We start from the raw sequence: 21,710 nt of genomic DNA, 5'->3' as shown, positions 1-21,710 counted from the left end.
GATCCCCGCATGGCCGGGGCCTGTTGCCTGCATCACGCCCCGGCGCCTTCAATGTTTCGCCGGGAGGAAGGGATGCGGAAGGTCCGCCGGTGTGATCCAGACGCAGCCGTCGAATGCCACTTCCCCATGGTCCAGTTTGCGGCTGGCGATCGTCTCCATCAGGGAGAGCTTTGATCGCACGCTGCCGATTCCGTCATCGTTGAGGACCCGGACCGCCTGGCAGGTGGGGCCATCCCGCATCACGATCAACGTATGATGGCTGTTCTCGACGATTTTGTTTTCGATGGTAACGAGCTTCATGCTCTCTCCTTCGACTGACGGATGGGGTTGAGGCGTCATCGAAGGGTCGGCAAATTTGGTTAACAAAGGGTTAACGACGCGGGGGGCGTCCCCCGCAAACGAAAAACCGCCCGTCCTTGCGGACGAGCGGTTCGATCGATGGTCTTTCCCTGCCTGTTACGGCTGGGTCGTACCGCCCGTTGCCGGTGCAGCAGGAGCCGGTGCGGCCGGAGCAGGTGCTGCTGGCGTTGCCGGAGCAGGTGCTGCCGGTTCCGTGACAGCAGGCGGCGTTGCGGTCGAGGATGTCGTGGCAGGATCGGTGGTCGAGCCACCCATCTGCGACCAGACAAACGCGCCGACGACGATAACTGCCAGAATGGCTACCCAGCCCATCCAGGAAGAGCTTTTGCGCGTCTCCGGGGTGGTGCGAAGGTCAGGGCGGGTGTTATTCGAGTTTGGATCGTAAGCCATGTTTGTTTCCTCCGTTTCAGCAGAGACAATGCGACCACAGGGAATTTGTTCCAAAGATCTGCGGATCGGACATTGTGTCTGCGCTAAAACCTTACGTTGGAATGCGGCAGACGAACGTTCAAACCGTCAAACGGTGGCGGTTGTACCGTCTTCGGTTGTGGCACCAGGCGCATTCTTCTTGATCGATTCGATCGCGTTGATTGCCGACGCCTTCTGCTTGTATCCTTCAGAGATAAACATCGTTTCGCCGTTCGACGCTTTGAAGCGGAAACGGAACTCGCCAGTCTTGTCCTTGTAGACCTGAAACTTGTACAATTTAGCCTCCCTCAGCTGACCCTAAACAAGAAGATGCCACTGGATAAGGGATGGAACAAGAGGGATATGCGCCTGCCATGAAGGAAACGGATTTGAACAAAGAACGGGTGGGTATCGTCGGTCTTGGACGAATGGGAAGCGCCATGGCGACGCGCCTCGCACAACGGGGCTTCGCCGTCATCGGCTGGAGCCGAAGCGACGCTTTTGGTGCGCGGCAGAGGGCTCTCGGCATTGATGCCGTTGAAGACCTTTCCTCCCTAGCAGAGCGTTCCGACGTCATCATTCTTGCCCTGATCGACGATCAGGCAGTGCATGATGTGCTTAACACACTCGCGGCCACGGCCCTTACGGGCAAGCTGATCGTCGATACCAGCACGGTCAGCCCTATGACTCTGCGGAGCCACCAGGAGGCCATCGGTCGATCGGGCGCCGCCCTCCTCGACGCGCCGATCGCCGGCGGCCCGGAGATGCTGCTTCAGGGAAAGGTCGGGCTTTATATCGGCGGCTCGCCTGAAGACCACGAGCGCTTCCGGCCCGTTGCGGAAACGCTTTCCGACCGTGCGCTGCATGTGGGGAAACTCGGAGATGGCGCATCGGCCAAGCTCGTCAACAACATGATGCTGATGGGACTGTGGCAGAATCTCAAGGAGGCACTGCTGCTAGGCAAGAGCGCCGGCCTCTCTTCAGCGAAGATCCTAGAAATCCTTGCGGGAAGCCCGGCTGCGAGCCCGGCGATGAAGAGCAGGCTTCCTGTCATTTCAGGTGAGACGGACACGGTCGGGTTTCCTGTGTCGGGTGCGGTGAAGGATGCGCGGCTGGTGCGCGATTTTGCAGAGGAGCTCGGGATCTCCATCCCTGCGATCTCGGCGTCGCTTGCAAGCTTCGAGGCGGCGCTCGCCGCAGGCTATGGCGCCGCAGACCTTGCGACCATGGTCAAACTGGTTGCCGACGCGGATTAAACAGGAGTTCAGTTGCATGCCCGACAAACCGCATATCACCATTTTATACTGCACCCAGTGCAACTGGCTGCTACGGGCGGGCTGGATGGCGCAGGAACTGCTGCAGACATTCGGTGATTCGCTGGGCGAGGTCGGGCTTATCCCAGGCACCGGCGGAGCATTCGAAATCCGCATCGACGGCGCGTTGATCTGGGAGCGCAAACGCGATGGCGGTTTTCCTGGTCCCAAGGAATTGAAGCAGCGGGTTCGCGATATCCTCGACCCCGACCGGGACCTTGGCCATATCGACCGACACCAAGCCAAAACCGAAGTCGACACCGCAGGTTAGGACGGTTTTCGAAAGTTTTTCGGGGCCTGACATGAAAACTTCAAAAACCCTGTTGACTTGACCCGGTGTCCCTCGTACATCGCTCTCCGTCGCCCAGATGGCGGAATTGGTAGACGCGCCAGCTTCAGGTGCTGGTACCCGAAAGGGTGTGGAGGTTCGAGTCCTCTTCTGGGCACCATTCCCATTTAGAAATATGCAGTTAGCTCGTGTGTGAGATCCTCACACACGGCTTTTCTGCTGTTGAAATTTTCGGATCTCAAGTAGTTCCTGCGGGTGGAATGAACGCGTAAACACCTCCGCTCTACTTCGGAAGATGCCGCGGGTTGATGCCTGGGACCCAGTGCGTATTCGGCATCTGCGTGCCCGTATAGCGAATGCCGTTGTTCGTTTCGCAGTGATACAGCCGCCGCGGCACGTCATCCCAGAAGCGGGCGCCCGGCCCTGACCTCAATTCCGAGACGTAGCCGATATCACTGGTGCACGAATAGGAATCGGGATCCGACTTGACGAGGCTTTCCGTCGGTTTCACGCCGGGCAGGTTCTTGAAGAAGGTCTGGGGCGACTGGGTGAACACGTCGCCTTCCGCAGCCATCGTGTCATCAGGAACAAGGGCCGTTACGACGACCCCCATCAGCATCGCGGCTGGTAAAATCCATGCACCCTTCAGCATTTTTCTGTCCCTGTCGGCACTCTATCACCTTCACGAAATAAGAGGTGCAACGCCACGGTGCCAGCGGATGCGATCCCACATTTGCGTGATCGTTGCGCCCGGATCATGGAAAGCGGCGGTAATCGGTCGGCTGTCCGTAGAGCCAGCCTATCCGCTCCACAGCGGCTTTGAAATTTTCGCGCGCCACAGTCATCGTGTGGCCGTTGGCGTGGAGCAGGGTTTCCGGGTCTTCCATGATTCCGACATGGCCCTTCCAAAAGACGAGATCGCCGCGGCGGAGATCCTCGGCATCGATTCTCCCACCAAAGGCTGCCTGCATGTCGCTGTCACGCGGTACCGGTTTGCCGATCATCGCCATCGACAGCTGGACGAGGCCGGAGCAGTCGATGCCGAAGCCTGTTCGGCCGCCCCAGAGATAGGGCGTTTCCAGGAACCGGAGAGCGACCGCGACATAGTCGTCGCCGGCAACTTCCGAGATCGGCAGGCAGTGGTCGGCAATTACGGCGCCGCCGCCGGCCAGCGTGAAATAGTGGGTGCCGCGGGTTTCGCTTTTGCCGACGATCGTCACGCGGCTGCCCATCGACAGTGCGCGAAGCGGCGGCTTGCGCAATTCCGGGCCTGGATAGACGAAGGTGCGCTGCGTCACGATACGGTGCGTCGCCTGCTCGACGACATCGAGCATCACGTCCGGCAGGTAGCCGACATAGCCATCCTGATCGGCCTGGACCCAGACGAAGCCGTCCTTGCGGTCGAAGACGCGCACGGTTTCGCCGAACAGAAGTTGCGTGTCGATTCCACTTTCCAGATTCGGTGAAGGTCGAAGCGGGGCAACGGGCACGGCGATTTGTGCCGCGACGCCCTGCACAAATCGATCGGAATGGACGCGACCTTCGAGCGCCGCATCGGCAAGGTCGGCACGGTAGGCATGGAGGCGTTTGTCGAGATCGGTCATCTTTGTGTGTTCCAAGGTCAGATCGGAGTTATCAGCAGGTTCGTTGCACTATGCGGCAGCCGTGGGGCGGCTTTCACGGATGATGAGGTCGCCGAGATTTTCGAGGTAGAGGGCGCCGGCAACGGTCCGCTTTATCACGACATTGCGGCGATCGCGCTCGTCCCTCACCCGATCGACCAGACCGAGCGCACCCATCGTATCGAGTGCGCGGGTGATCACCGGCTTGGTGACGTCGAGGGTGGCGGCCAAGCCACGTACCGTGTGGGGCGGCGGCACGAGATAGATATGCAAGAGGATCGACAACTGGCGCAGGGTAAGATCCCGCTCGTCGCGCTTCACCTGTTCCAGCGAAACGCGATGCCAGAGGCCGAGTGCCTGCGTTGCGGTTAAGTCTGCGGCCATCCCGCCTCCAAGATTGCGTGTCGCGTCCATCTTAGGTGCGAGATCTTACCGCTTCGTTTGATGCCCCGCGATCTTACCTCGCCGCCATATCCTTGATGACCTTGTAGAGCGCCCGGATCGCGAATGCTTCGCCGCCGACGGAAGCATGCGGCTTGTCCGCTGCAACCCAGGCATAGATATCAAAATGCACCCAGCTCTTTGCGGCCGTGACGAAGCGTTTGAGAAACAGCGCCGCGGTAATCGCACCGGCCATGCCGCCGGAGGGCGCGTTCGTAATGTCGGCGGCGCGGGACCGGATGTCCTTGTCGTAGCCCATCCACAGCGGGAGTCGCCACATCGGATCCGCCTGCGAGCCTGCTGCTGCCGTAAGTCTGGTGGAAAGATCCTCGTCGTCGGTGAAATAGGGGGCGAGTTCGGTGCCGAGCGCGACGCGTGCAGCACCCGTCAGCGTCGCCATGTCGATCAGCAGGTCCGGCGGGGTCTCGTCCGCATAGGCGAGCGCATCGGCCAGCACGAGCCGGCCTTCCGCATCGGTGTTGTCGATCTGGACGGTGATGCCCTTGCGGCTCTTGTAGATGTCGCCGGGACGGAAGGCGTTGGATGAGATCGAGTTTTCGACGGCGGGGACAAGAACCTGGAGATCGATCGCGAGGCCTGCATCCATGATCATCAACGCAAGACCCATGACATTGGCGGCACCGCCCATGTCCTTCTTCATCAGCGCCATGTTGGCGGCGCCCTTGATGTCGAGACCGCCGGTATCGAAGCACACGCCCTTGCCGACCAGCGTGACCCGCGGATCGCCCTTTTTGCCCCAGCGCATCTCGAGGAGACGCGGCTGCGAGGCGCTGGCGCGACCGACCGTGTGGATGAGCGGAAAGTTCTGTTCCAGCAGATCCTCACCGACGATCGTGGTGACGGTTGCGCCGTAATGTGTGCCGAGCGCCCGGAATGCCGCGTCCAGTTCGTCCGGACCCATCTCGTTGGTGGGTATGTTGACGAGGTCGCGGGCGAGGAACACGCCGGCAAGCTGGCGTTCGAGATCTGCCGGATCCGCAGAGGAACCGACAGCGACGCGAACATCTTTCGGCTTCTCGGTCTTGTAACGGCTGAAGCAATAGCTGCCGAGACCAAATCCGAGCGCGAACTGCTCGGGCGATACGCCCTCGCCTTCCACGTGCCAATCCCCTGGCGGAAGCAGCTTTGACAGCTTTCCCGCGACGAACGGTTGCTCCGACGGGTTCTTGCCCAGTCCGAACAGCGCGCCGGCGACGCCGCCGTTCTTGCCCGGCAGCAAGGTGAATGCGCCGGCTTCGGCCTTGAAGCCTGCAGCCTTCGCCCAGTCGGTGACCGCCGCGTCGAGACGACCGTTCTCCAGATCCGCGGGCGTGACGGCGTGGACGGGCCGGGTCGTAGCGCCCTTCTGGCTGAACAATGCTGGACGGACGGTATGCTGGTATGGGGTCATGGCAACCTTCGCAAGGATCTGGAAACGTTCATTTTAACGGTCTGTTAGGGTTAACAGTTTATTCCTGTCTTTCAAATGTGTTCGCAAAGCGCCGACGACAATCGGCTGCAAGAGCGGACGACGATTGAACGACGCCCCCAACGAGATCGCCATCGATGACTGCATCTGTCGCCACCCCGTCTCGCTCGTCCCGGCTGTTCGCGCTCGCGCCGCTTGCGCAGGCAACCGCGATCGTTCTTCTGGCACTGTCTGTGACGGGGTGTACCACGAGCAAGCGCGACACGCTGACGACGGGCTCGATTCCCCAGAGGATCTCCGCTGCGCCGCTGGATGGCATGAACGCAAGCGAACTCGCTGAAGCGGAACGCTCCATCGGCGCTGCTTATGTCAAGAACCCGAGCAACAAGGATATCGGCCTGCGCTATGCCAACGTTCTCGGCATGACCGGCAAGAACACCCAGGCACTCGCCGTAATGCAGCAGGTGGCGATTGCGCATCCTGCAGACCGCGATGTCCTTTCCGCCTATGGCAAGGCACAGGCAGGTGCCGGCCAGCTCGAACAGGCACTGACAACGATCAACCGCGCGCAGACGCCTGACCATCCCGACTGGCGCCTCTATTCGGCGGAAGGTGCCGTTCTCGATCAGCTCGGCCGCTCGCAGGAAGCTCGCGCGAAATATCGCCAGGCCCTGAACACACGGCCGAACGAGCCGACGGTCATGTCCAACCTCGGCATGTCCTACGTTCTCTCCGGCGATCTGAAGACTGCCGAAAGCTACATGAAGAACGCCTCGCAGCAGCCGGGTGCCGACAGCCGCGTTCGCCAGAACCTGGCGCTTGTCGTCGGTCTGCAGGGCCGCTTCGCAGAGGCAGAGGGCATTGCCCGCCGGGAACTTTCCCAGCAGCAGGCCGATGCCAACGTGACCTACCTGCGCTCCATACTCTCCCAGCAGAACTCCTGGCGCAAACTCGCCGACAGCGACAAGGGCACGACGGCGGTCAACTGATCCAGCCGGTTTCGACAATTCCAGCGAAACAGAACCGCCATTTCCATCGGGATGGCGGTTTTTGCTTTTGAGCCAATGAGGGCGGTTCTCAGGCTGCCGGTCAGAACCGGTCCGAGACCTGGATGCCGGCCGGGCCGAGGATAACGGCGATGAGGACCGGCAGGAAGAACAGGATCATCGGCACCGTCAGCTTCGGAGGAAGTGCCGCGGCCTTCTTTTCTGCATCGTTCATGCGCTCGTCACGGCCTTCCTGAGCCAGAACGCGCAAAGCCTGGGCGATCGGCGTACCATAGCGTTCGGCCTGGATCAGCGCCTGCGCCACCGCCTTGACGATATCGAGCTGGGTGCGGATGCCGAGATTTTCGAGAGCCGTACGCCGATCCTGAAGGAAGGACAGCTCCGCCGTGGTCAGCACCAGCTCTTCTGCCAGTTCGGCGGACTGGGTGCCGATTTCTTCGGCCGCCCGGCGCATGGAGGCTTCGATCGAGATCCCTGACTCGACGCAGATCAGCATTAGGTCGAGCGAATCGGGCCAGGCTCTCTTGATCGAATGCTGCCGCTTTTTCATACGGTTGGAAATATAGATGTTGGGAGCGTAGAAGCCCAGATAGCCGAACCCGATGGCCGCCAGCATGCGGATGGCAATCGGTTTGGATTCCAGATTGCCAAGCACGAAGATCCACACCGCGGCTGCTGCGAGGAAGCAGAACGGCAGGATGAAACGCGCCGCCAGGAACAAGTTGAGGGCGTTCTGGGTGCGCAGACCTGCGGCGCGCAGCTTGTTGACCGTATTGGCGTCCACGAGCGCTTCGCGCAGATTGAACCGGTCGACGATGTGACTGGCCGAACGGTTGTTCTGGGTGCGCAGCGATGCTTTCGACAGATCGTTCATTCTTGCGCGCTCGCGGGCACGGATCGCATCACGCTCGGTCGAGACTGCTTTCATGCGCTTGTCGAGCGTTCCCTTTTCCATGAAGGGGATCGCCAGCGTGTAGCAGGTCGCAAACACTGCGACGGCGACCAGAAGCGCAAACAACATGGCCGGATCGGTTAAAGTGGCGGCGAGATCCTTCACGTGCGGTTCTCCTCAGATCTCGAAGTTGATCATGTTGCGCATCACGAAAATTCCGATACCCATCCAGACTGCGGAGAAGAGCATGATGATATGGCCGCGTGGGTCTGTAAAAAGGATCGATATGTAGTCCGGCGAGGTCAGATAGACGAGCGTCGACACGACGAAGGGCAATGAGCCGATGATCCACGCGGAAGCCTTGGCTTCCATCGACAGCGCCTTCACCTTGGCCTTCATCTTCTTGCGCTCGCGCAGGACGCGCGAAAGATTGCCGATCGCTTCGGAAAGATTGCCGCCAGCCTGGCTCTGGATGGCGATGACGATGGCGAAAAAGTTGACTTCCGAAAGCGGCATCGTCTGCAGCATGCGTGCGCAGGCTTCGGGGATGCTGAGGCCGATCTGCTGGGAGTCCACCACGCGCCGGAACTCGGTCTTGACCGGCTCCTGACCATCCGACGCGATCAGCCGGATGGCATCATTGAGCGGCAGTCCCGACTTGATCGAGCGAACCATGACATCCAGCGAATTGGCGAACTCGTCCAGGAACTTGGCCTGACGGCGTTTGATCAGGAAACCGACGACCCAGCGCGGAAACCCAAGGCTCGCCGCAAACGCGGCACCGGTGGCGCCAAGCAGCGGCAAGCCGGCGATCAACGTCACCAGAAAGACGAAAAGTCCGAACAAGGCGCTGTAGACGTAGAAGCGTGGGACGGTGAGAGACAGACCGGTCTGCGGCAGCCGCGCCTTCAGGCTGCGGTCGCCCATCTTCTTGTTTTTTTCCTGCTGCTGCTTTTCGAGGTCCTTGAGACTGTCCTGGACCGACTTGCGGCGCTTGGAAAGCTCCTGGACCCGATCCCGCGATGCCTTCATGCGGGTCAGGTCGGTTTCCGCACTCTTGACCCGGCTCAACCGCGCATCGGTCTTTTTCTCGACCTCGATGCGGGAAAACAGCAGCGCATAGCAGACCGCACCGGCGGCTACGGCCGCCAGAGCGATGATCAACACAACGGTCATATCCAGTCCGAACATCCGTCGCTCCCCCGAGACCTATCTCTGATCCGCTCTCAAGATTTTACCATTTCCATCGCGTCGAGAGCTGCCGCCAGACGGCGCTCCTCGCCGAAGTAGCGTGCGCGATCCCAGAAATGCGGCTTGGCAATACCGGTCGATGCGTGGCGGCCGATCAGGCGACCATTGGCATCCTCGCCTTCGATTTCGTAGCGCATCAGGTCCTGGGTGACGATCACGTCGCCTTCCATGCCGATCACCTCGGTAATCTGGGTGATGCGGCGGGAACCGTCGCGCAGACGTGCCGCCTGGATGATGATGTCGACCGATCCGGTGATGATCTCGCGAACGGTCTTAGCCGGCAGGGTGAAGCCGCCCATGGCGATCATCGATTCCATACGGCTCAGGCATTCGCGCGGCGTGTTGGAGTGGATCGTTCCCATCGAGCCGTCGTGACCGGTGTTCATTGCCTGCAACAGGTCGAAGACTTCAGGTCCGCGCACTTCGCCGACGATGATGCGTTCCGGGCGCATACGCAGGCAGTTCTTGACGAGGTCGCGCATGGTGATCTCGCCCTCACCTTCGATGTTCGGCGGCCGGGTTTCAAGACGCACGACATGCGGCTGCTGCAATTGCAGTTCGGCCGTATCCTCGCAGGTGATGACGCGCTCGTCCTTGTCGATATAGCTCGTCAGGCAGTTCAAAAGCGTGGTCTTGCCCGAACCGGTACCACCGGAAATGACGACGTTGCAGCGGACGCGGCCGATGATCTGCAGAACAGTTGCGCCTTCAGGCGTGATCGCTCCGAACTTGACCAGCTGATCGAGCGTCAGCTTGTCCTTCTTGAACTTGCGGATGGTGAGGGCAGGCCCGTCGAGCGCCAGTGGCGGCGCGATGACGTTGACGCGCGAACCGTCCGGCAGGCGGGCGTCGCAGATCGGCGAACTTTCGTCGACGCGGCGGCCGACCTGGCTGACGATGCGCTGGCAGATCGACAGGAGCTGCGCGTTGTCGCGGAAGCGGATCTCCGACTCGATCGTCTTGCCGCCGACTTCGATAAAGGTCTGGCCAGCGCCGTTGACCATGATATCGGCGATGTCGTCGCGGGCCAGAAGCGGCTCCAGCGGACCATAGCCCAGCACGTCGTTGCAGATGTCCTCGAGCAGTTCCTCCTGCTCGGAAATCGACATCGCGAAATTCTTGATCGTGATGATGTCGTTGACGATGTCGCGGATTTCCTCGCGCGCGCTCTCGGCATCGAGCTTGGCAAGTTGCGACAGATCGATCGTATCGATAAGTGCTGAAAAAACCTGGCTCTTGGTATCGTAATACTGTTCGGTGCGGGCCTGGCGACGGCGGCCGGCAGCCGGTGGCGCAAGCGGTGGCGGTGCGACGGCTTGGCGTACTCCGCCTGTATCGCGCACGGGCTCGGCCAGAATCTCCGGTGCTGTGGATTTCATGGCCGATTGCGGCGTCATGGCAGGCGGCGCAGAGACGGGCTGCATCAAGCCGACGCTCTTCCCAGAACCTTCGTTTCCGCGCTTTCCAAACATTATTTGATCCAGTCCCTAAACGTCTGACTATTTGCGGCCGAGAATTTGCATGACCTTGCCGAGACCGCCCTTTTTCGCCTTCTTCATGGCCACCCGACCGGTGACGATGTGAGCGATCTGCGAGAAGGTTTCGGCCATCGGAGATTTTGCGTCGATCTCCGAGATCATCCGACCGCTGTTTGCGGCATTGCCGAACAACTGCGCATCGAAAGGCAGGATGGCGATCGGTTCGATTTCAAGCGGCTCGACGAAATCGGCAGGCGCAATCTCCGGGCGCTTCGGCATGCCGACCTGGTTGAGGATGAGATGCGGAGCGCGGTCGTTGGGACGCAGCTTCTTCAGCGCATCGATCATGTTCTTGGTGTTGCGCAGGTTGGCAAGGTCGGGAGCCGCACAGATGACCACCTCGTCCACCGACGCGAGAACCGAACGGGTCCATTCCGACCAGCCATGCGGGATATCGAGAACAGCCACGGGCGCCGAGCGCTGCAGGACCTCGATGATCGGCTGGAAAGCCATGCTGTCGAAATCATAGGCCCGGTCGAGCAGCGAGGGGGCGGCCAGAAGCGAGAGGTGTTCGGAGCATTTGGTCAGCAGGCGATCGAGAAAAACTTCGTCGAGGCGCTCGGGTGCAAACACCGCTTCGGCAATACCCTGGGCCGGATCCTGATCGAAATCGATATTGGCGGTCCCGAACGGCAGGTCGAGATCGGCAAGAATGGTTTCGGTGGAGAACAGGCTGGAAATGCCGAATGCGCAGTTATGCGCAATGGTCGATGCACCGACGCCACCCTTGGCGCCGACAAAGGCGATCGAACGGCCCAGAGGCTCGGCTTCCGGATCGACGAAAATGGCCGAAATCGATGCCAGCATGTCCGCCATCTCGACAGGACCGACAAGATATTCCGATATGCCGTTGCGGATCAGTTCGCGGTAAAGCGGGATATCGTTATAGCGCCCGATGACGATCACACGGGTCGTCGGGTCGCAGACTTCCGCAAGCGGTGTCAGCTCGTGCAGCAGGTTTCTTGGCTCCGCATCGGTCTCGAGAATGACCAGATTCGGGGTTGGTGACGACGCAAACATGTTGGCGGCTGCAGCAACGCTGCCGCTTGTGACACGCAGATTGACTTTTGCCATGCGACGGTCGCGGCCCATGCGGTCCATCATCCGCTGCATGGTGTCGCTTTCGCAAAAGGCGTGGATGGAAATGCGCGGCAGAGGCCGCAGGGCCTCCATGTCGCCGTTCCGCTCCGGCTCGGCGCCCGAGATCTCCTCCTGGCCGGAACCGCGAATTTCGTAGTTGATCGCGCTCATGGTTCTCTCCGGTTCAAGGCCGCCGTCAGTTGCCGTTGATGTTGATCGTCGTGCCGCTGCCACTGTCGCTGGTTGTCGTCTCGCCGCGGTAAGTGCGGATCACACCGGCGCGCTGCGTGGCATCGATCGGCGTCATTCCGCGTGGAGCAATCAGGTCCGACGGGTTGGCGATCTGGGCGGCCAGGTTGTTTTGCGAGGCGCAGCCGAAATTGTACCAGTTGCTGTTGTTGTAGGTATCGTTCGACAGGTCTGCCGGCCATTTGCCGCACTGGCCGGTCATCGCCTTTGTCGTGACGAAGGAAAGCCGGATCGGGGCCGCATCGCCGGTCGGCGAGGCTCCATAGCTCGTCATCAGGATGCGCTGTGGCTTGATGCCGTTGGCGATCAGGGTGCGGCGAACGTCGCCGGCCAGATGCGATGCAGCACCGGCATTGTATGAGCCCTGCGGAACCTGGACCTGGATGACGCCGGCAGGCGAGGATACGAACCGCTGTGCGAAACCCTTCACCGTGTCGCGCAGTCCGATCGTCAGGCGAACGTCGCCCGATCCAATCGGAATATCCAGCGACGATTCACCCTCCGCCAGAACGATCGGATGGCGGGTGCGGTAGTCGTCTGGAACCGAGCCGGTCGTCATGTTGTTGCCGCAGGAGGACAAAAGCGCGGCAAGTGCCGCAATGCCCAGGGCAGACCTGATTTGGCGACGCTTTGCAGCGGAGGCCGATGTCGATGTGATGGTCATGATCGATCCCCGCTTACTTGTAGATGAAGCCGACGGAGCCATGATACTGGCTGCCACCGCTTTTGGCCGGCTCATTGCGGCCGTAGATCTTGTTGACACGGTTCAGGAAGAAGGAAGCCGCGTCGTTCTCAGGATTGAAGTTGTCATCCGGGCGGGCGATCTCGTTGCGGGCCACAGGCCTTACGAGATAGGGCGTCGCGATGATGACGAGTTCGGTCTCGTTGCGGATGAAGTCCTTGCTGCGGAACAGCGTACCGAAGACCGGAACCTTGGAGATGCCCGGCAGTCCAGACATCGCCTGGCGGACATTGTCCTGCACGAGGCCGGCGATAACGATCGAACCGCCGGAGGGAAGCTCGACCGTGGTCGAGGCTTCGCGCTTGCGGATCGACATGTATGTGTTGCCCGGAACGCTCAGGCTTGTGCCGTTGCCCGTCGTTACGGAACCCTCATAGGTCGGCTCCGAAACATTGGTTTCGATATTCAAACTGATACGGCCAGGCGACAGAACGATCGGCTTGAAATTCAGCTCGATGCCATAGTCCACGGTGGTGATGGATCGGTTGACCGTCGTCTTGCGGGTTTCGTCGTCAACGTTGACTTCCTGCTCCGCTGGCAGTCGATACTCGCCGCCAACATAGAATTTAGCCTGCTGACCCGAAATCGCCGTCAGGCTTGGTTCGGCAAGCGTGCGCATGACGCCGGCCTGTTCCATGGCATTCATGGTTGTGGCGAGAGTGGCTGCACCAACGGAGCCAGACAATGCCCCCTGGCTTCCCAGACTGACAGCATTCCCCAGATTCGCAGGATTGAAGAAGGAAAAGCTACCCTTGTTGCCGCTGATCGAGCCGTTGAAACCAAGCTGTTTCAGGACCTGGCGGCTGACTTCCGCAACCGTGACCTTGAGCGTGACCTGATCTTCGCCCTCGATCGTCAGCAGGTTGACGATCTGCGACTGCTGGCGGTTTTCGGCGAAGATATCCGCATCGCCGTTATTGCCCTGTGCAGTGATATTGCGGGTGGTTGCCTCACCACCCTTGAGGAATGCGCGGGCCAGTTTTTCAGCCTGCGACGAATCCTGCGGCGTGCGCACCGTGCCCGACAGAACGATGTTGTCGGAGATGATCTCCACCTTGATGTCGGATTCCGGCAGGAACCGGCGAAGGTTCTGCTGCAGACCGGAGATGTCGCGTTCGATCTCGACGTCGAGGCTGACAATTTCCTCACCGTTCGGGCCGAACACGAAGATATTCGTCTGCCCGACGGTCTTCCCGAACAGGTAGATGCGGCGCGAGGTTCGCGTGACCGCATCGGCAAGCGAAGGATCTGCGACCAGGATGTCGTGCGCATCGGCCGGGAGATCGACAACCAGCGCCTTGTTCAAACCGAGTTGGACACGGCGTTTCACGCCAGGGCCGCCTTCGGTGATGCGGATAAGGTTGGCATCGGAAGCGGCGACTGCATCGCGGACCGACAGACCGACCGGCGCGTATCCGCCTGGAAAGCCCGATACCGACAGGCAGAGGGCTATCCCGGCGACCGAGGACCTACGAATTCTGGCTCTTAGCTTGCTCATGTGCCCGCCCCGTTCACTTCGTCTGCTGTGAGGCAGAACTTTTGACGATCGCCCCTGATTTGATGACCTGGACCTCTGCCTTGCCGCCGCCATGCAGCAGATAATCTGCTGCAACCGTATCGGCTTCCTGGGCATCCGCGACCGAACGGAGAGCAAGCGTCAGGCGCTCTGCCATCTGCTGCGCCACCGTGATGATCTTTGCCTGATCGGGGGTCAGTTCCAGCGTGGCGGTCGTTCCGACCACCGACTTGCTGCCATCCGGCGCCTCCTGGATCTGCTGGTCGATCGCGAGCACCCGGACGTTGTTGAGGACGTTTTCGGTGATGAAATTGCCGCTGTCCTTGTTCTCGCGCACCATGATCACATCGACGCGATCATTGGGGAGCACGAAGCCGCCAGCCCCGGTGGCCACGGAAATCTCGGTCGCGACAGCGCGCTTTCCGGACGGAAGCAGCGAGGACATGATGCGGCTGGAGGAGTCTGCAATCTTCTCGGCGCGGATTGGCTCGCCCTTGAAGATCGGCAGGCGCACGACAGAGCCGGCGACATCGGCGATGGCATCCGGCCGGGCGTCGCTCGTGATAAAGCCTTCGACGACGCTGCCGTTCGGCCACTCTACCCACTGGACCGACTTGTCATTGAGCCGGCTGCCGACGGGAATGTTCTCAGCCGAAACGAGAACTTTCGTCGTCGGCTCCCGCTGGATGACCGTCTCGACGAGGTCCGGGCCCTTCTGACCAGTAAGGCGCATCGCCAGCAGGCCGGCAAGACCTGCCGCTACAACTGCGACTGCGAGAATCATAAGACGAGCGGGCTTCATGAGCTTCCTCGGAGGAATACAAATCAATCCTCGAGAGCATGCGCCGGAATGGTGTAATTATGGTTAATAGGAAGCTTACGATTTGGGTTAACGCAATGTTACCCTGCCGTGCGCGTCGATTAGCTTGCGGCCAGAAGCACAAGATTGACGACAGGCGACTGCTGGAAGGTCAAGTAGCCGCCGATCGCGATCGCGATACCATAGGGAATCTTGCTTTCTGTCACCAGCGAAGCCGGCAGGCGTATCCCCATTGCCATTGCTGTATTGGCGTTTGCTCTCAACAGCAGGAAGATGAGTGTAATAAATCCGCCGACGAAGGCGACGGTGACCAGAAACGAAATCAGGGCGGGCGTAAAGCCGAACCAGATTGCCGTTGCCGTCAGAAGCTTGGCATCGCCGCCACCCATCACGTTCATCGCAAACAGCATGAAGCACACAGCAAACACGGCGGAAGCTGCGGCAATACTCATCCCATAGTCCGCCCATCCAAGACCGACCAGCGGTGCGAAGACGAGAAACGAAACGAGGATAGCGGCAGACAGCTTGTTCGGGATCTTCATGGTGAAAAGATCGCTGATGGCAGCGAGCGCAAGACAGAATGGAACGATCAAGGTTACAATGACAACCATTTCAAGCATCCTTTTGGCGCCGCGTCCCTCGATCTTATGTATCAAGGCCTAAAGCTGTAAAACCGCCCCTGGTGGGGCGGTCTACACATAGACATCACGGTTCTTAAGAACTTACTGCTGGTTCAGCTTGGTAGCGAGGTTCTTGAACTGGTTGTTCAGAGCGCCGCCGAGCGTGGTCGCACCGGCGATCAGGGCCACGGAAATGAGAGCTGCGATGAGGCCATACTCGATGGCGGTCGCACCAGACTCATCCTTCATAAAACGAGCAAAAATCTTGGACATGGAATCTCCTATTCCCACCTACGGTTCAGCACTTACCGACAACTGTTTTCCGCTGTTCGGATAACCCAAACTAACCCTAGACGATTGCTATCGACTTAACGAAGAACCTTTCCAAAGTGTTAACTCCGCTGATACGGCACATTGGGTAAACAACCCACCAACAGCATCATTCAAATCGAAAACTGCGTCCCCGAACATTATATTTACCTAATAAAATATCATAAACATGCGGATATGGGATATTTGCAGCCGCATTTTTGCACGGAAATGCCGCTCTTGCTCCTGTCATCATTGGTTAACGTTTCGGAAAGCTCAGCCTCGAGATGTTTACTTAAGGCTTCATTCACCATTCCACGCCATCTTTGAGACACGACTGTTCATCGATTCAAAGGCCACCACGATGGTTGTGCGCAAAATGCTCGTTGCCTTCGCATGCCTTTGCGGCATTGCCACAAGCCTTAGCGGCCCGGCATTGGCGCAGGAAGACGGCCTTGTGCGCGTGTTCATGAATCACGCGCGGGTGCTGAAACTGGATAGGCCAGTGGCCAAGGTGATCGTTGGCAACGCGGAAGTCGCCGACGCGACCGTTGCCGACCCGACAACCATCGTCCTGACGGGCCGTGCGTTTGGAACGACCAATCTCGTCCTGCTCGATGAGGACGGCAATGCAATTGCCGACGAACGTATTCTCGTCTCCATTGACGAAGGCAATACGGTTCGCGTGTACCGTCAGACCGAGCGCTCTGTTCTCTCCTGCACGCCCAACTGCGAGCAGCATGTGGAATTCAAGAATACGGCTGGTGCAACGCCCTGACGGCCTTGATCTGACACGACGCCAGACAGAAAATTGCTCAGCTGCGTCGCCCGACCTGCTCTACGTGGACACAGGTGCCTAAACTCTAATCCCATTCGGCAACGGAATATCAATATTCCCCTCCTAGTATCGCGGCTCGAATGGACCGGGGGCGGCAATGCATCAGAACGATAGGCACACTGACGGCGCTGGCGCGTCGCGCGTGCCGGCGACGCACTCTCGGCGTCCATGGCGCCGGTTCAGCCGGTCCACGGATGGTGCCGCGGCGATCGAATTTGCGCTCCTGGCCATCCCCTATTTCGTGATCGTCTTTGCCATCATCGAAACCTTTGTTGCCTTCGCCGGCGAGCAACTGGTTGCCAATGCCGTCGACACGATGGCCCGCAAGATCAGAACAGGCAACATCACCTACGCTCTCGGCCGTCCCGGCACCGATATGGACCGGACGAAATTCCGGACCGCGTTCTGCGGCGAGATTGCAATCCTGATCAAATGCGATGCATCGGAAATCGCGACCCCGAACAAGCTCTGGCTCGACGTTCGCACCTTTACGACCTTCTCAGCGATCCCGAAGACAGTGCCCCGGACACCCGCAAACACGACATTCGGCGAACTGGATACGGCCTCCATCAACTACTATTCGCCGGGCGGGCCAAAGACCGTCAATATGCTGAGGGCCTATTACAAATGGGAGGTCATCACCGATCTGGTGCGGCCCTACATAACCAATGTCCGGCCAACCAGCGGGACACGGCCCAACTACTTCCTGATCGTCGAGACGGCTGCATTCCAGAACGAGGACTATCCGTGATGGCGACCCCAACAACCAGGCGGGCTGCACAGACCGGATGGCTCTGCCGCTTCAGGGCATTGATCGTTGACACGAAGGGCGCGGGCGCCGTCGAGTTCGCGTTGATCGTGCCGCTTCTGATCTTTCTCTACATCACGGCATTCGAGCTGACGATTGCGCTCAGTGTCTCCAAGCGAACCGCGAGTTCCGCAAGCACGATTGCCGACATCACGACGCAGCAGGCGAGCGTGACACCGACGTGGCTTGCCACAATGAAGGATGTGACGGGCAGCATCTTTGCGCCCTACGCGCCGCAGAACCTGAGCCTGAAGATCACCGGCGTGCAGCTGGACGCAAACAGCAATCCGACGGTTGCCTGGTCGTGGGATCAGTCTAACGGCAAGCCGTACGCGGTGGGCAGCACCGTCAACGTTCCGAGCGACATGCGCACAGCCAGCACGTTTCTGGTGCGTACAGAGCTATCGGTAACGCACAAGTTGCTGATGATCATGCCGGGACTGCTTCCGCCTCAGCTCCAGACGATCACGCTCAGCCGCCAGTACTACTACCGTCAACGCGTCGGAACCAGTATCGACTGTAACGGCTGCTGACGCGGTCCTCTGCTTCCCCTTTGCCAACATGATCGCGCGACTATATGTATCGCCATCCGGGCAGGTGATTTGTGTCACTTGTCCGCACAGGCGATTTCAATTTCCGGGTGACAGATGGCACGGGCCTTCCTCTTCGTTCTCGATTCCTTCGGCGTCGGCGGCGGCCAGGATGCGCAGGCGTATAATGACCTTGGCTCCAACACGTTCGGCCATATTGCCGAATTCTGTGCCGCTGGTGCTGCAGACCGCGCCGGCTTGAGGCAGGGGCCGCTCAGCCTTCCGAACATGTCCTCGCTCGGCCTGCTCGAAATCGCAAAGCTTGCCAGCGGCGACTACCCGATCGGCATGCAGAGGCCCGAACGCGTCTTCGGCCTTCACGGCGCAGCAAACGAACTGTCGCTCGGCAAGGACACGCCGTCGGGACATTGGGAAATTGCCGGCACGCCGGTCACCTTCGACTGGGGTTACTTCCCGACCGAAGGCGATGCGTTTTCGCCCGAACTCGTCGAGGCGATCTGCCGCGAAGCCGATATCCCGGGCATTCTCGGCAACTGCCATGCTTCGGGCACAGACATCATTGCAAAACTCGGAGAAGAGCATGTCCGGACGGGCAAGCCGATCTGCTATACATCGAGTGACAGCGTCTTCCAGATCGCCGCGCACGAGACCCATTTCGGGCTGGAGCGGTTGTTGAAGCTGTGCGAGACCGTGCGGACGCTGCTCGATCCCTTGAATATAGGAAGGGTGATTGCCCGACCATTCACTGGCGAGACGCCGGAGACGTTCGAGCGAACCGGCAACCGGCGCGACTATTCAGTGCTGCCGCCGGAGCCGACATTGCTCGACCGGCTGGTTTCGGCGGGCCGAACCGTCCACGCCGTCGGCAAGATCGGTGATATCTTCGCGCACCAGGGCATCAGCCGCGTGATCAAGGCAAACGGCAACCACGCCCTGATGGATGCGACGCTCGACACGATGGCGCAAGCCGAGCAAGGCGATCTCGTCTTCACCAACTTCGTCGATTTCGACATGCTCTACGGACACCGTCGCGACGTCGCGGGCTATGCGGCCGCTCTCGAAGAGTTCGACCGGTCTCTTCCGGAAGTGCATCGCCGCCTCCAGCCGGGCGATATGGTGATCATCACCGCCGACCACGGCTGCGATCCGACCTGGCGCGGCACCGACCACACACGCGAGCGGGTGCCGATCATGGCGTTCGGTCCCGGCATTCGCTCCCGCTCGATCGGGCTTCGGCCGACTTTCGCCGATATCGGTGAGACAGTCGCTGCCCATCTCCGCATTCCCGCCGGAAGACACGGATGGAGTTTTCTGTGACGAAGAACTTTGTAAAGGCCGAGATCCACTGCCACATCGAAGGTGCCACGCCGCCGCATCTGGCACGGGCGCAAGCCCAGAAATACGGCGTGGACATCGCCCCTCTCCTCTCCGGTGACACCTATACCTGGAAGGATTTTTCCGAGTTCATCCTGAGCTACGACGCCATCGCCTCGCTGTTCCGAACGGAAGCCGACTATGCGCTGCTGACGGAGACCTATCTCTGCGAGCTTGCCGCCTGCAACACGATTTACAGCGAGATCATCGTATCGCCTGATCATGGCGACCGCATCGGGCTCGGTGCCGACGTCTATCTCGCCGGTCTCTGCGACGGTATTCACGCCGCGAAGGAAAAGACCGGGATCGAGACACGCATCATCGTGACCGGCGAGCGGCATTTCGGCCCTGACAGCGTGATTGCCGCCGCGGAATACGCCGCCCGATGCCGGAACCCGCTGATCACGGGTTTCAACATGGCCGGCGAGGAGCGTATGGGCCGCGTTGCCGATTATGCGCGTGCATTCGATATTGCTCGCGACGCGGGCCTTGGTCTGACGATCCATGCCGGCGAAGTCTGCGGGGCATTCAGCGTGTCCGACGCGCTCGATCTCGTGCGTCCATCGCGGATAGGCCACGGCGTTCGCGCCATCGAAGATCCCGCTCTGGTCGAGCGGCTGGTCGAGCTCGGAACCGTGCTGGAAGTCTGCCCCGGTTCGAATATCGCGCTGCAGGTCTTTCCGGATTTCGAAAGCCATCCCCTGAAAGCCCTGAAGGCTGCTGGTGTGCGGGTCTGCATCAATTCCGATGACCCGCCGTTCTTCAAGACTTCGCTTGCCCGGGAATACGACATTGCGGCGGAGGTCATGGGTTTTAGCGATGCCGAAATCGATGCCATGACCCGTGTCGCGATCGAGGCGGCTTTTGTGGACGAGGCGACCCGCGGCGCACTGCTTGCCCGGTTTGACGCTACCGCGGCACAATGACGACTTGCGCGCGCGGTCATTTTCCCGGATGAAGACACGGATAACAGAGAGGTAAAACCATGGACGGCGTGACTGTCATCGATCATCCGCTGGTGCAGCACAAGCTGACCATCATGCGCAAGAAGGAAACCTCGACGGCCGGCTTTCGGCGGCTGTTGCGCGAGATTTCCATGCTTCTCTGCTATGAAGTGACGCGGGATCTCGACCTCACCATGGAGACGATCGAGACGCCGCTGACGCAGATGCAGGCGCCTGTCGTCGAAGGCAAGAAGCTCGTGTTCGTGTCCATCCTTCGCGCCGGCAACGGCCTTCTGGAAGGAATGCTCGAGCTGGTGCCATCGGCCCGTGTCTCGCATATCGGCCTCTACCGGGACCATGACACGTTGCAGCCGGTCGAATACTATTTCAAGGCGCCCGAAAATCTCGATGAGCGATTGCTGATTGTCGTTGATCCGATGCTCGCGACGGGCAATTCCGCGATCGCCGCGATCGAAAAGCTGAAGGAGCGTGGCGCGAAAAACATCCGCTTCCTCTGCCTTCTTGCAGCACCGGAAGGCCTCAAGAATTTCCAGGACGCGCATCCCGACGTGAAGATCTATACGGCTTCGATCGACAGCCACCTCAATGAAAAGGGCTATATCATGCCCGGCCTTGGCGACGCTGGTGACCGGATGTACGGCACGAAGTAACGCAGTTCAGACTTTGCTTACCTAGATTTCATGCCAATGGCCTGCGAAGCTTTTCGCGGGCCATTTTTTCATTGTCCTTTGCTACCTTCAAGGCGAACTCGCAAAGGATGACCATGCTTCTGCGCACCCTTGTTTTCGCTGGCCTCGCAGCTCTGCTTGCAACGCAAATCCCGGCGGTGATGACGCTTGTTGATCGCGTGCCGGAGCCTGCGAGCGGCACTGCGGAAACGCCGAGCTCTGCGAAGGCCCGACCCGCTTCCGTGTCCCCCGGCCGGCTGCGGCTGTTGGCCGATGGCAGAGGCCATTTCAGCGGCCAGTTCCGGATCAACGGCAAGATGGTGGAAGGGCTGATCGATACCGGCGCATCGGCCGTCACCATCAACGAAAGCACGGCCCGCAAGCTGGGCTTCGGGGTCAACAGTCTCGATTTCCGGTATCAGATGAATACGGCGAACGGCAATACGGACGGCGCGCGCGTCATCCTCGATCGCATCGAGATCGGCAATGTCCGGGTCAGACAGGTCGATGCCTTCGTGCTGCGCGACGAGGCGCTTTCCGGCACGCTGATCGGCATGACTTTCCTGAAGAAACTGAAGGCCTTCCAGGTCGAAGATGGAAGCCTGACGCTGATCCCTTAG

26 protein-coding genes and 1 tRNA gene are annotated in these 21,710 nt (G+C 60.0%); 11 read left to right on the top strand and 16 right to left on the bottom strand.

Going from position 1 to position 21,710, the window contains the following annotated elements:
* Positions 1-48: 48 nt before the first annotated feature.
* The 3 genes from J3A65_RS19190 to J3A65_RS19180 form a co-directional block, all read right to left on the bottom strand.
* Positions 49-300 carry a hypothetical protein gene (locus J3A65_RS19190; RefSeq protein WP_062454106.1) on the bottom strand — a complete coding sequence of 84 codons (252 nt, stop codon included), beginning with the start codon at positions 298-300 and terminating at the stop codon, positions 49-51.
* 156 nt (positions 301-456) lie between these two features.
* Positions 457-750: a hypothetical protein gene (locus tag J3A65_RS19185; RefSeq protein WP_062454107.1), complete on the bottom strand. Its 294-nt coding sequence runs from the start codon at positions 748-750 to the stop codon at positions 457-459.
* 126 nt (positions 751-876) lie between these two features.
* A complete protein-coding gene (locus J3A65_RS19180) occupies positions 877-1,065 on the bottom strand; it encodes a YegP family protein (RefSeq protein WP_062454108.1) in 189 nt (62 codons plus the stop codon).
* Positions 1,066-1,115: 50 nt separating this feature from the next.
* On the opposite strand from J3A65_RS19180, the gene J3A65_RS19175 reads away from it, so the two are divergent.
* The 3 genes from J3A65_RS19175 to J3A65_RS19165 all read left to right on the top strand — a co-directional run bounded on the left by J3A65_RS19175 (position 1,116) and on the right by J3A65_RS19165 (position 2,530).
* Complete coding sequence (locus tag J3A65_RS19175) at positions 1,116-2,024, top strand: NAD(P)-dependent oxidoreductase (protein WP_209902847.1); 909 nt, start codon at positions 1,116-1,118, stop codon at positions 2,022-2,024.
* A gap of 16 nt (positions 2,025-2,040) precedes the next feature.
* On the top strand, positions 2,041-2,352 hold the full coding sequence (locus J3A65_RS19170; protein ID WP_062454110.1) for a SelT/SelW/SelH family protein: 312 nt from the start codon (positions 2,041-2,043) through the stop codon (positions 2,350-2,352).
* 91 nt (positions 2,353-2,443) lie between these two features.
* A tRNA-Leu gene (locus tag J3A65_RS19165) sits at positions 2,444-2,530 on the top strand.
* A gap of 123 nt (positions 2,531-2,653) precedes the next feature.
* Here the strand turns inward: J3A65_RS19165 and J3A65_RS19160 are convergent.
* The 4 genes from J3A65_RS19160 to J3A65_RS19145 form a co-directional block, all read right to left on the bottom strand.
* Entirely contained in the window at positions 2,654-3,022 is a 369-nt protein-coding gene (locus tag J3A65_RS19160) for a hypothetical protein (protein WP_062454111.1), read from the bottom strand.
* A gap of 103 nt (positions 3,023-3,125) precedes the next feature.
* Positions 3,126-3,974 carry an NlpC/P60 family protein gene (locus tag J3A65_RS19155; protein ID WP_209902844.1) on the bottom strand — a complete coding sequence of 283 codons (849 nt, stop codon included), beginning with the start codon at positions 3,972-3,974 and terminating at the stop codon, positions 3,126-3,128.
* Positions 3,975-4,022: 48 nt separating this feature from the next.
* The gene (locus J3A65_RS19150) at positions 4,023-4,376 is read right to left on the bottom strand and encodes a MarR family winged helix-turn-helix transcriptional regulator (RefSeq protein WP_113166920.1); all 354 of its coding nucleotides are present in this window, start codon (positions 4,374-4,376) and stop codon (positions 4,023-4,025) included.
* Between the two features lie 73 nt (positions 4,377-4,449).
* A complete protein-coding gene (locus J3A65_RS19145; protein ID WP_209902842.1) occupies positions 4,450-5,844 on the bottom strand; it encodes a leucyl aminopeptidase family protein in 1,395 nt (464 codons plus the stop codon).
* A gap of 155 nt (positions 5,845-5,999) precedes the next feature.
* Between J3A65_RS19145 and J3A65_RS19140 the strand changes: the two genes are divergently transcribed.
* Positions 6,000-6,851, top strand: coding sequence for a tetratricopeptide repeat protein (locus tag J3A65_RS19140; protein ID WP_162759428.1), 852 nt, complete (start codon positions 6,000-6,002; stop codon positions 6,849-6,851).
* Positions 6,852-6,951: 100 nt separating this feature from the next.
* On the opposite strand, the gene J3A65_RS19135 is transcribed toward J3A65_RS19140, so the two are convergent.
* The 9 genes from J3A65_RS19135 to J3A65_RS19095 form a co-directional block, all read right to left on the bottom strand.
* Positions 6,952-7,890, bottom strand: a complete 939-nt coding sequence (locus J3A65_RS19135) for a type II secretion system F family protein (RefSeq protein ID WP_062454944.1) — start codon at positions 7,888-7,890, stop codon at positions 6,952-6,954.
* Positions 7,891-7,938: 48 nt separating this feature from the next.
* Entirely contained in the window at positions 7,939-8,952 is a 1,014-nt protein-coding gene (locus J3A65_RS19130; RefSeq protein WP_062578693.1) for a type II secretion system F family protein, read from the bottom strand.
* A gap of 35 nt (positions 8,953-8,987) precedes the next feature.
* A complete protein-coding gene (locus tag J3A65_RS19125; protein WP_113109333.1) occupies positions 8,988-10,484 on the bottom strand; it encodes a CpaF family protein in 1,497 nt (498 codons plus the stop codon).
* A 27-nt stretch (positions 10,485-10,511) separates the two neighbouring features.
* Positions 10,512-11,801: a CtpF protein gene (locus tag J3A65_RS19120; RefSeq protein ID WP_209902840.1), complete on the bottom strand. Its 1,290-nt coding sequence runs from the start codon at positions 11,799-11,801 to the stop codon at positions 10,512-10,514.
* Between the two features lie 25 nt (positions 11,802-11,826).
* Positions 11,827-12,543: a CpaD family pilus assembly protein gene (locus tag J3A65_RS19115; protein ID WP_209902838.1), complete on the bottom strand. Its 717-nt coding sequence runs from the start codon at positions 12,541-12,543 to the stop codon at positions 11,827-11,829.
* Positions 12,544-12,556: 13 nt separating this feature from the next.
* A complete protein-coding gene (locus J3A65_RS19110) occupies positions 12,557-14,119 on the bottom strand; it encodes a type II and III secretion system protein family protein (RefSeq protein ID WP_062454121.1) in 1,563 nt (520 codons plus the stop codon).
* 13 nt (positions 14,120-14,132) lie between these two features.
* A complete protein-coding gene (cpaB, locus tag J3A65_RS19105) occupies positions 14,133-14,939 on the bottom strand; it encodes a Flp pilus assembly protein CpaB (protein WP_062454122.1) in 807 nt (268 codons plus the stop codon).
* A 119-nt stretch (positions 14,940-15,058) separates the two neighbouring features.
* Positions 15,059-15,577: a prepilin peptidase gene (locus J3A65_RS19100; protein ID WP_062454123.1), complete on the bottom strand. Its 519-nt coding sequence runs from the start codon at positions 15,575-15,577 to the stop codon at positions 15,059-15,061.
* A gap of 102 nt (positions 15,578-15,679) precedes the next feature.
* The gene (locus J3A65_RS19095; protein WP_062454124.1) at positions 15,680-15,850 is read right to left on the bottom strand and encodes a Flp family type IVb pilin; all 171 of its coding nucleotides are present in this window, start codon (positions 15,848-15,850) and stop codon (positions 15,680-15,682) included.
* A 415-nt stretch (positions 15,851-16,265) separates the two neighbouring features.
* On the opposite strand from J3A65_RS19095, the gene J3A65_RS19090 reads away from it, so the two are divergent.
* The 7 genes from J3A65_RS19090 to J3A65_RS19060 all read left to right on the top strand — a co-directional run bounded on the left by J3A65_RS19090 (position 16,266) and on the right by J3A65_RS19060 (position 21,710).
* The gene (locus tag J3A65_RS19090; RefSeq protein WP_092664131.1) at positions 16,266-16,664 is read left to right on the top strand and encodes a pilus assembly protein N-terminal domain-containing protein; all 399 of its coding nucleotides are present in this window, start codon (positions 16,266-16,268) and stop codon (positions 16,662-16,664) included.
* A gap of 157 nt (positions 16,665-16,821) precedes the next feature.
* Positions 16,822-17,475: a TadE/TadG family type IV pilus assembly protein gene (locus J3A65_RS19085; RefSeq protein WP_209902836.1), complete on the top strand. Its 654-nt coding sequence runs from the start codon at positions 16,822-16,824 to the stop codon at positions 17,473-17,475.
* Complete coding sequence (locus J3A65_RS19080; RefSeq protein WP_062454127.1) at positions 17,475-18,065, top strand: TadE/TadG family type IV pilus assembly protein; 591 nt, start codon at positions 17,475-17,477, stop codon at positions 18,063-18,065. The genes J3A65_RS19085 and J3A65_RS19080 overlap by 1 nt, the downstream gene beginning before the upstream one ends.
* Before the next feature lie 114 nt (positions 18,066-18,179).
* On the top strand, positions 18,180-19,400 hold the full coding sequence (locus J3A65_RS19075; RefSeq protein ID WP_209902834.1) for a phosphopentomutase: 1,221 nt from the start codon (positions 18,180-18,182) through the stop codon (positions 19,398-19,400).
* Positions 19,397-20,383: an adenosine deaminase gene (locus J3A65_RS19070; protein WP_209902831.1), complete on the top strand. Its 987-nt coding sequence runs from the start codon at positions 19,397-19,399 to the stop codon at positions 20,381-20,383. The genes J3A65_RS19075 and J3A65_RS19070 overlap by 4 nt, the downstream gene beginning before the upstream one ends.
* A gap of 59 nt (positions 20,384-20,442) precedes the next feature.
* Positions 20,443-21,072, top strand: a complete 630-nt coding sequence (upp, locus tag J3A65_RS19065) for a uracil phosphoribosyltransferase (protein WP_062454129.1) — start codon at positions 20,443-20,445, stop codon at positions 21,070-21,072.
* 113 nt (positions 21,073-21,185) lie between these two features.
* On the top strand, positions 21,186-21,710 hold the full coding sequence (locus J3A65_RS19060; RefSeq protein WP_209903621.1) for a TIGR02281 family clan AA aspartic protease: 525 nt from the start codon (positions 21,186-21,188) through the stop codon (positions 21,708-21,710).

The organism is Rhizobium sp. PvP014 (assembly GCF_017876855.1).
In the GTDB taxonomy this organism is placed as follows: domain Bacteria; phylum Pseudomonadota; class Alphaproteobacteria; order Rhizobiales; family Rhizobiaceae; genus Neorhizobium; species Neorhizobium soli.
Note: the sequence above shows the minus strand (reverse complement) of the source record. Positions and strands in the feature narration are given on the sequence as shown.

What these genes read in the sequence shown, in the direction of transcription:
- J3A65_RS19155 (WP_209902844.1), bottom strand. Translation starts at nt 3,974, where the DNA reads ATGACCGATCTCGACAAACGCCTCCATGCCTACCGTGCCGACCTTGCC.
- J3A65_RS19125 (WP_113109333.1), bottom strand. Translation starts at nt 10,484, where the DNA reads ATGTTTGGAAAGCGCGGAAACGAAGGTTCTGGGAAGAGCGTCGGCTTG.
- J3A65_RS19175 (WP_209902847.1), top strand. Translation starts at nt 1,116, where the DNA reads ATGGAACAAGAGGGATATGCGCCTGCCATGAAGGAAACGGATTTGAAC.
- J3A65_RS19140 (WP_162759428.1), top strand. Translation starts at nt 6,000, where the DNA reads ATGACTGCATCTGTCGCCACCCCGTCTCGCTCGTCCCGGCTGTTCGCG.
- J3A65_RS19145 (WP_209902842.1), bottom strand. Translation starts at nt 5,844, where the DNA reads ATGACCCCATACCAGCATACCGTCCGTCCAGCATTGTTCAGCCAGAAG.
- J3A65_RS19080 (WP_062454127.1), top strand. Translation starts at nt 17,475, where the DNA reads ATGGCGACCCCAACAACCAGGCGGGCTGCACAGACCGGATGGCTCTGC.
- J3A65_RS19185 (WP_062454107.1), bottom strand. Translation starts at nt 750, where the DNA reads ATGGCTTACGATCCAAACTCGAATAACACCCGCCCTGACCTTCGCACC.
- upp (WP_062454129.1), top strand. Translation starts at nt 20,443, where the DNA reads ATGGACGGCGTGACTGTCATCGATCATCCGCTGGTGCAGCACAAGCTG.
- J3A65_RS19060 (WP_209903621.1), top strand. Translation starts at nt 21,186, where the DNA reads ATGCTTCTGCGCACCCTTGTTTTCGCTGGCCTCGCAGCTCTGCTTGCA.
- J3A65_RS19135 (WP_062454944.1), bottom strand. Translation starts at nt 7,890, where the DNA reads ATGTTGTTTGCGCTTCTGGTCGCCGTCGCAGTGTTTGCGACCTGCTAC.
- J3A65_RS19190 (WP_062454106.1), bottom strand. Translation starts at nt 300, where the DNA reads ATGAAGCTCGTTACCATCGAAAACAAAATCGTCGAGAACAGCCATCAT.
- J3A65_RS19085 (WP_209902836.1), top strand. Translation starts at nt 16,822, where the DNA reads ATGCATCAGAACGATAGGCACACTGACGGCGCTGGCGCGTCGCGCGTG.
- J3A65_RS19120 (WP_209902840.1), bottom strand. Translation starts at nt 11,801, where the DNA reads ATGAGCGCGATCAACTACGAAATTCGCGGTTCCGGCCAGGAGGAGATC.
- J3A65_RS19090 (WP_092664131.1), top strand. Translation starts at nt 16,266, where the DNA reads ATGCTCGTTGCCTTCGCATGCCTTTGCGGCATTGCCACAAGCCTTAGC.
- J3A65_RS19100 (WP_062454123.1), bottom strand. Translation starts at nt 15,577, where the DNA reads ATGCTTGAAATGGTTGTCATTGTAACCTTGATCGTTCCATTCTGTCTT.
- cpaB (WP_062454122.1), bottom strand. Translation starts at nt 14,939, where the DNA reads ATGAAGCCCGCTCGTCTTATGATTCTCGCAGTCGCAGTTGTAGCGGCA.
- J3A65_RS19150 (WP_113166920.1), bottom strand. Translation starts at nt 4,376, where the DNA reads ATGGCCGCAGACTTAACCGCAACGCAGGCACTCGGCCTCTGGCATCGC.
- J3A65_RS19130 (WP_062578693.1), bottom strand. Translation starts at nt 8,952, where the DNA reads ATGTTCGGACTGGATATGACCGTTGTGTTGATCATCGCTCTGGCGGCC.
- J3A65_RS19095 (WP_062454124.1), bottom strand. Translation starts at nt 15,850, where the DNA reads ATGTCCAAGATTTTTGCTCGTTTTATGAAGGATGAGTCTGGTGCGACC.
- J3A65_RS19160 (WP_062454111.1), bottom strand. Translation starts at nt 3,022, where the DNA reads ATGCTGAAGGGTGCATGGATTTTACCAGCCGCGATGCTGATGGGGGTC.
- J3A65_RS19170 (WP_062454110.1), top strand. Translation starts at nt 2,041, where the DNA reads ATGCCCGACAAACCGCATATCACCATTTTATACTGCACCCAGTGCAAC.
- J3A65_RS19075 (WP_209902834.1), top strand. Translation starts at nt 18,180, where the DNA reads ATGGCACGGGCCTTCCTCTTCGTTCTCGATTCCTTCGGCGTCGGCGGC.
- J3A65_RS19110 (WP_062454121.1), bottom strand. Translation starts at nt 14,119, where the DNA reads ATGAGCAAGCTAAGAGCCAGAATTCGTAGGTCCTCGGTCGCCGGGATA.
- J3A65_RS19115 (WP_209902838.1), bottom strand. Translation starts at nt 12,543, where the DNA reads ATGACCATCACATCGACATCGGCCTCCGCTGCAAAGCGTCGCCAAATC.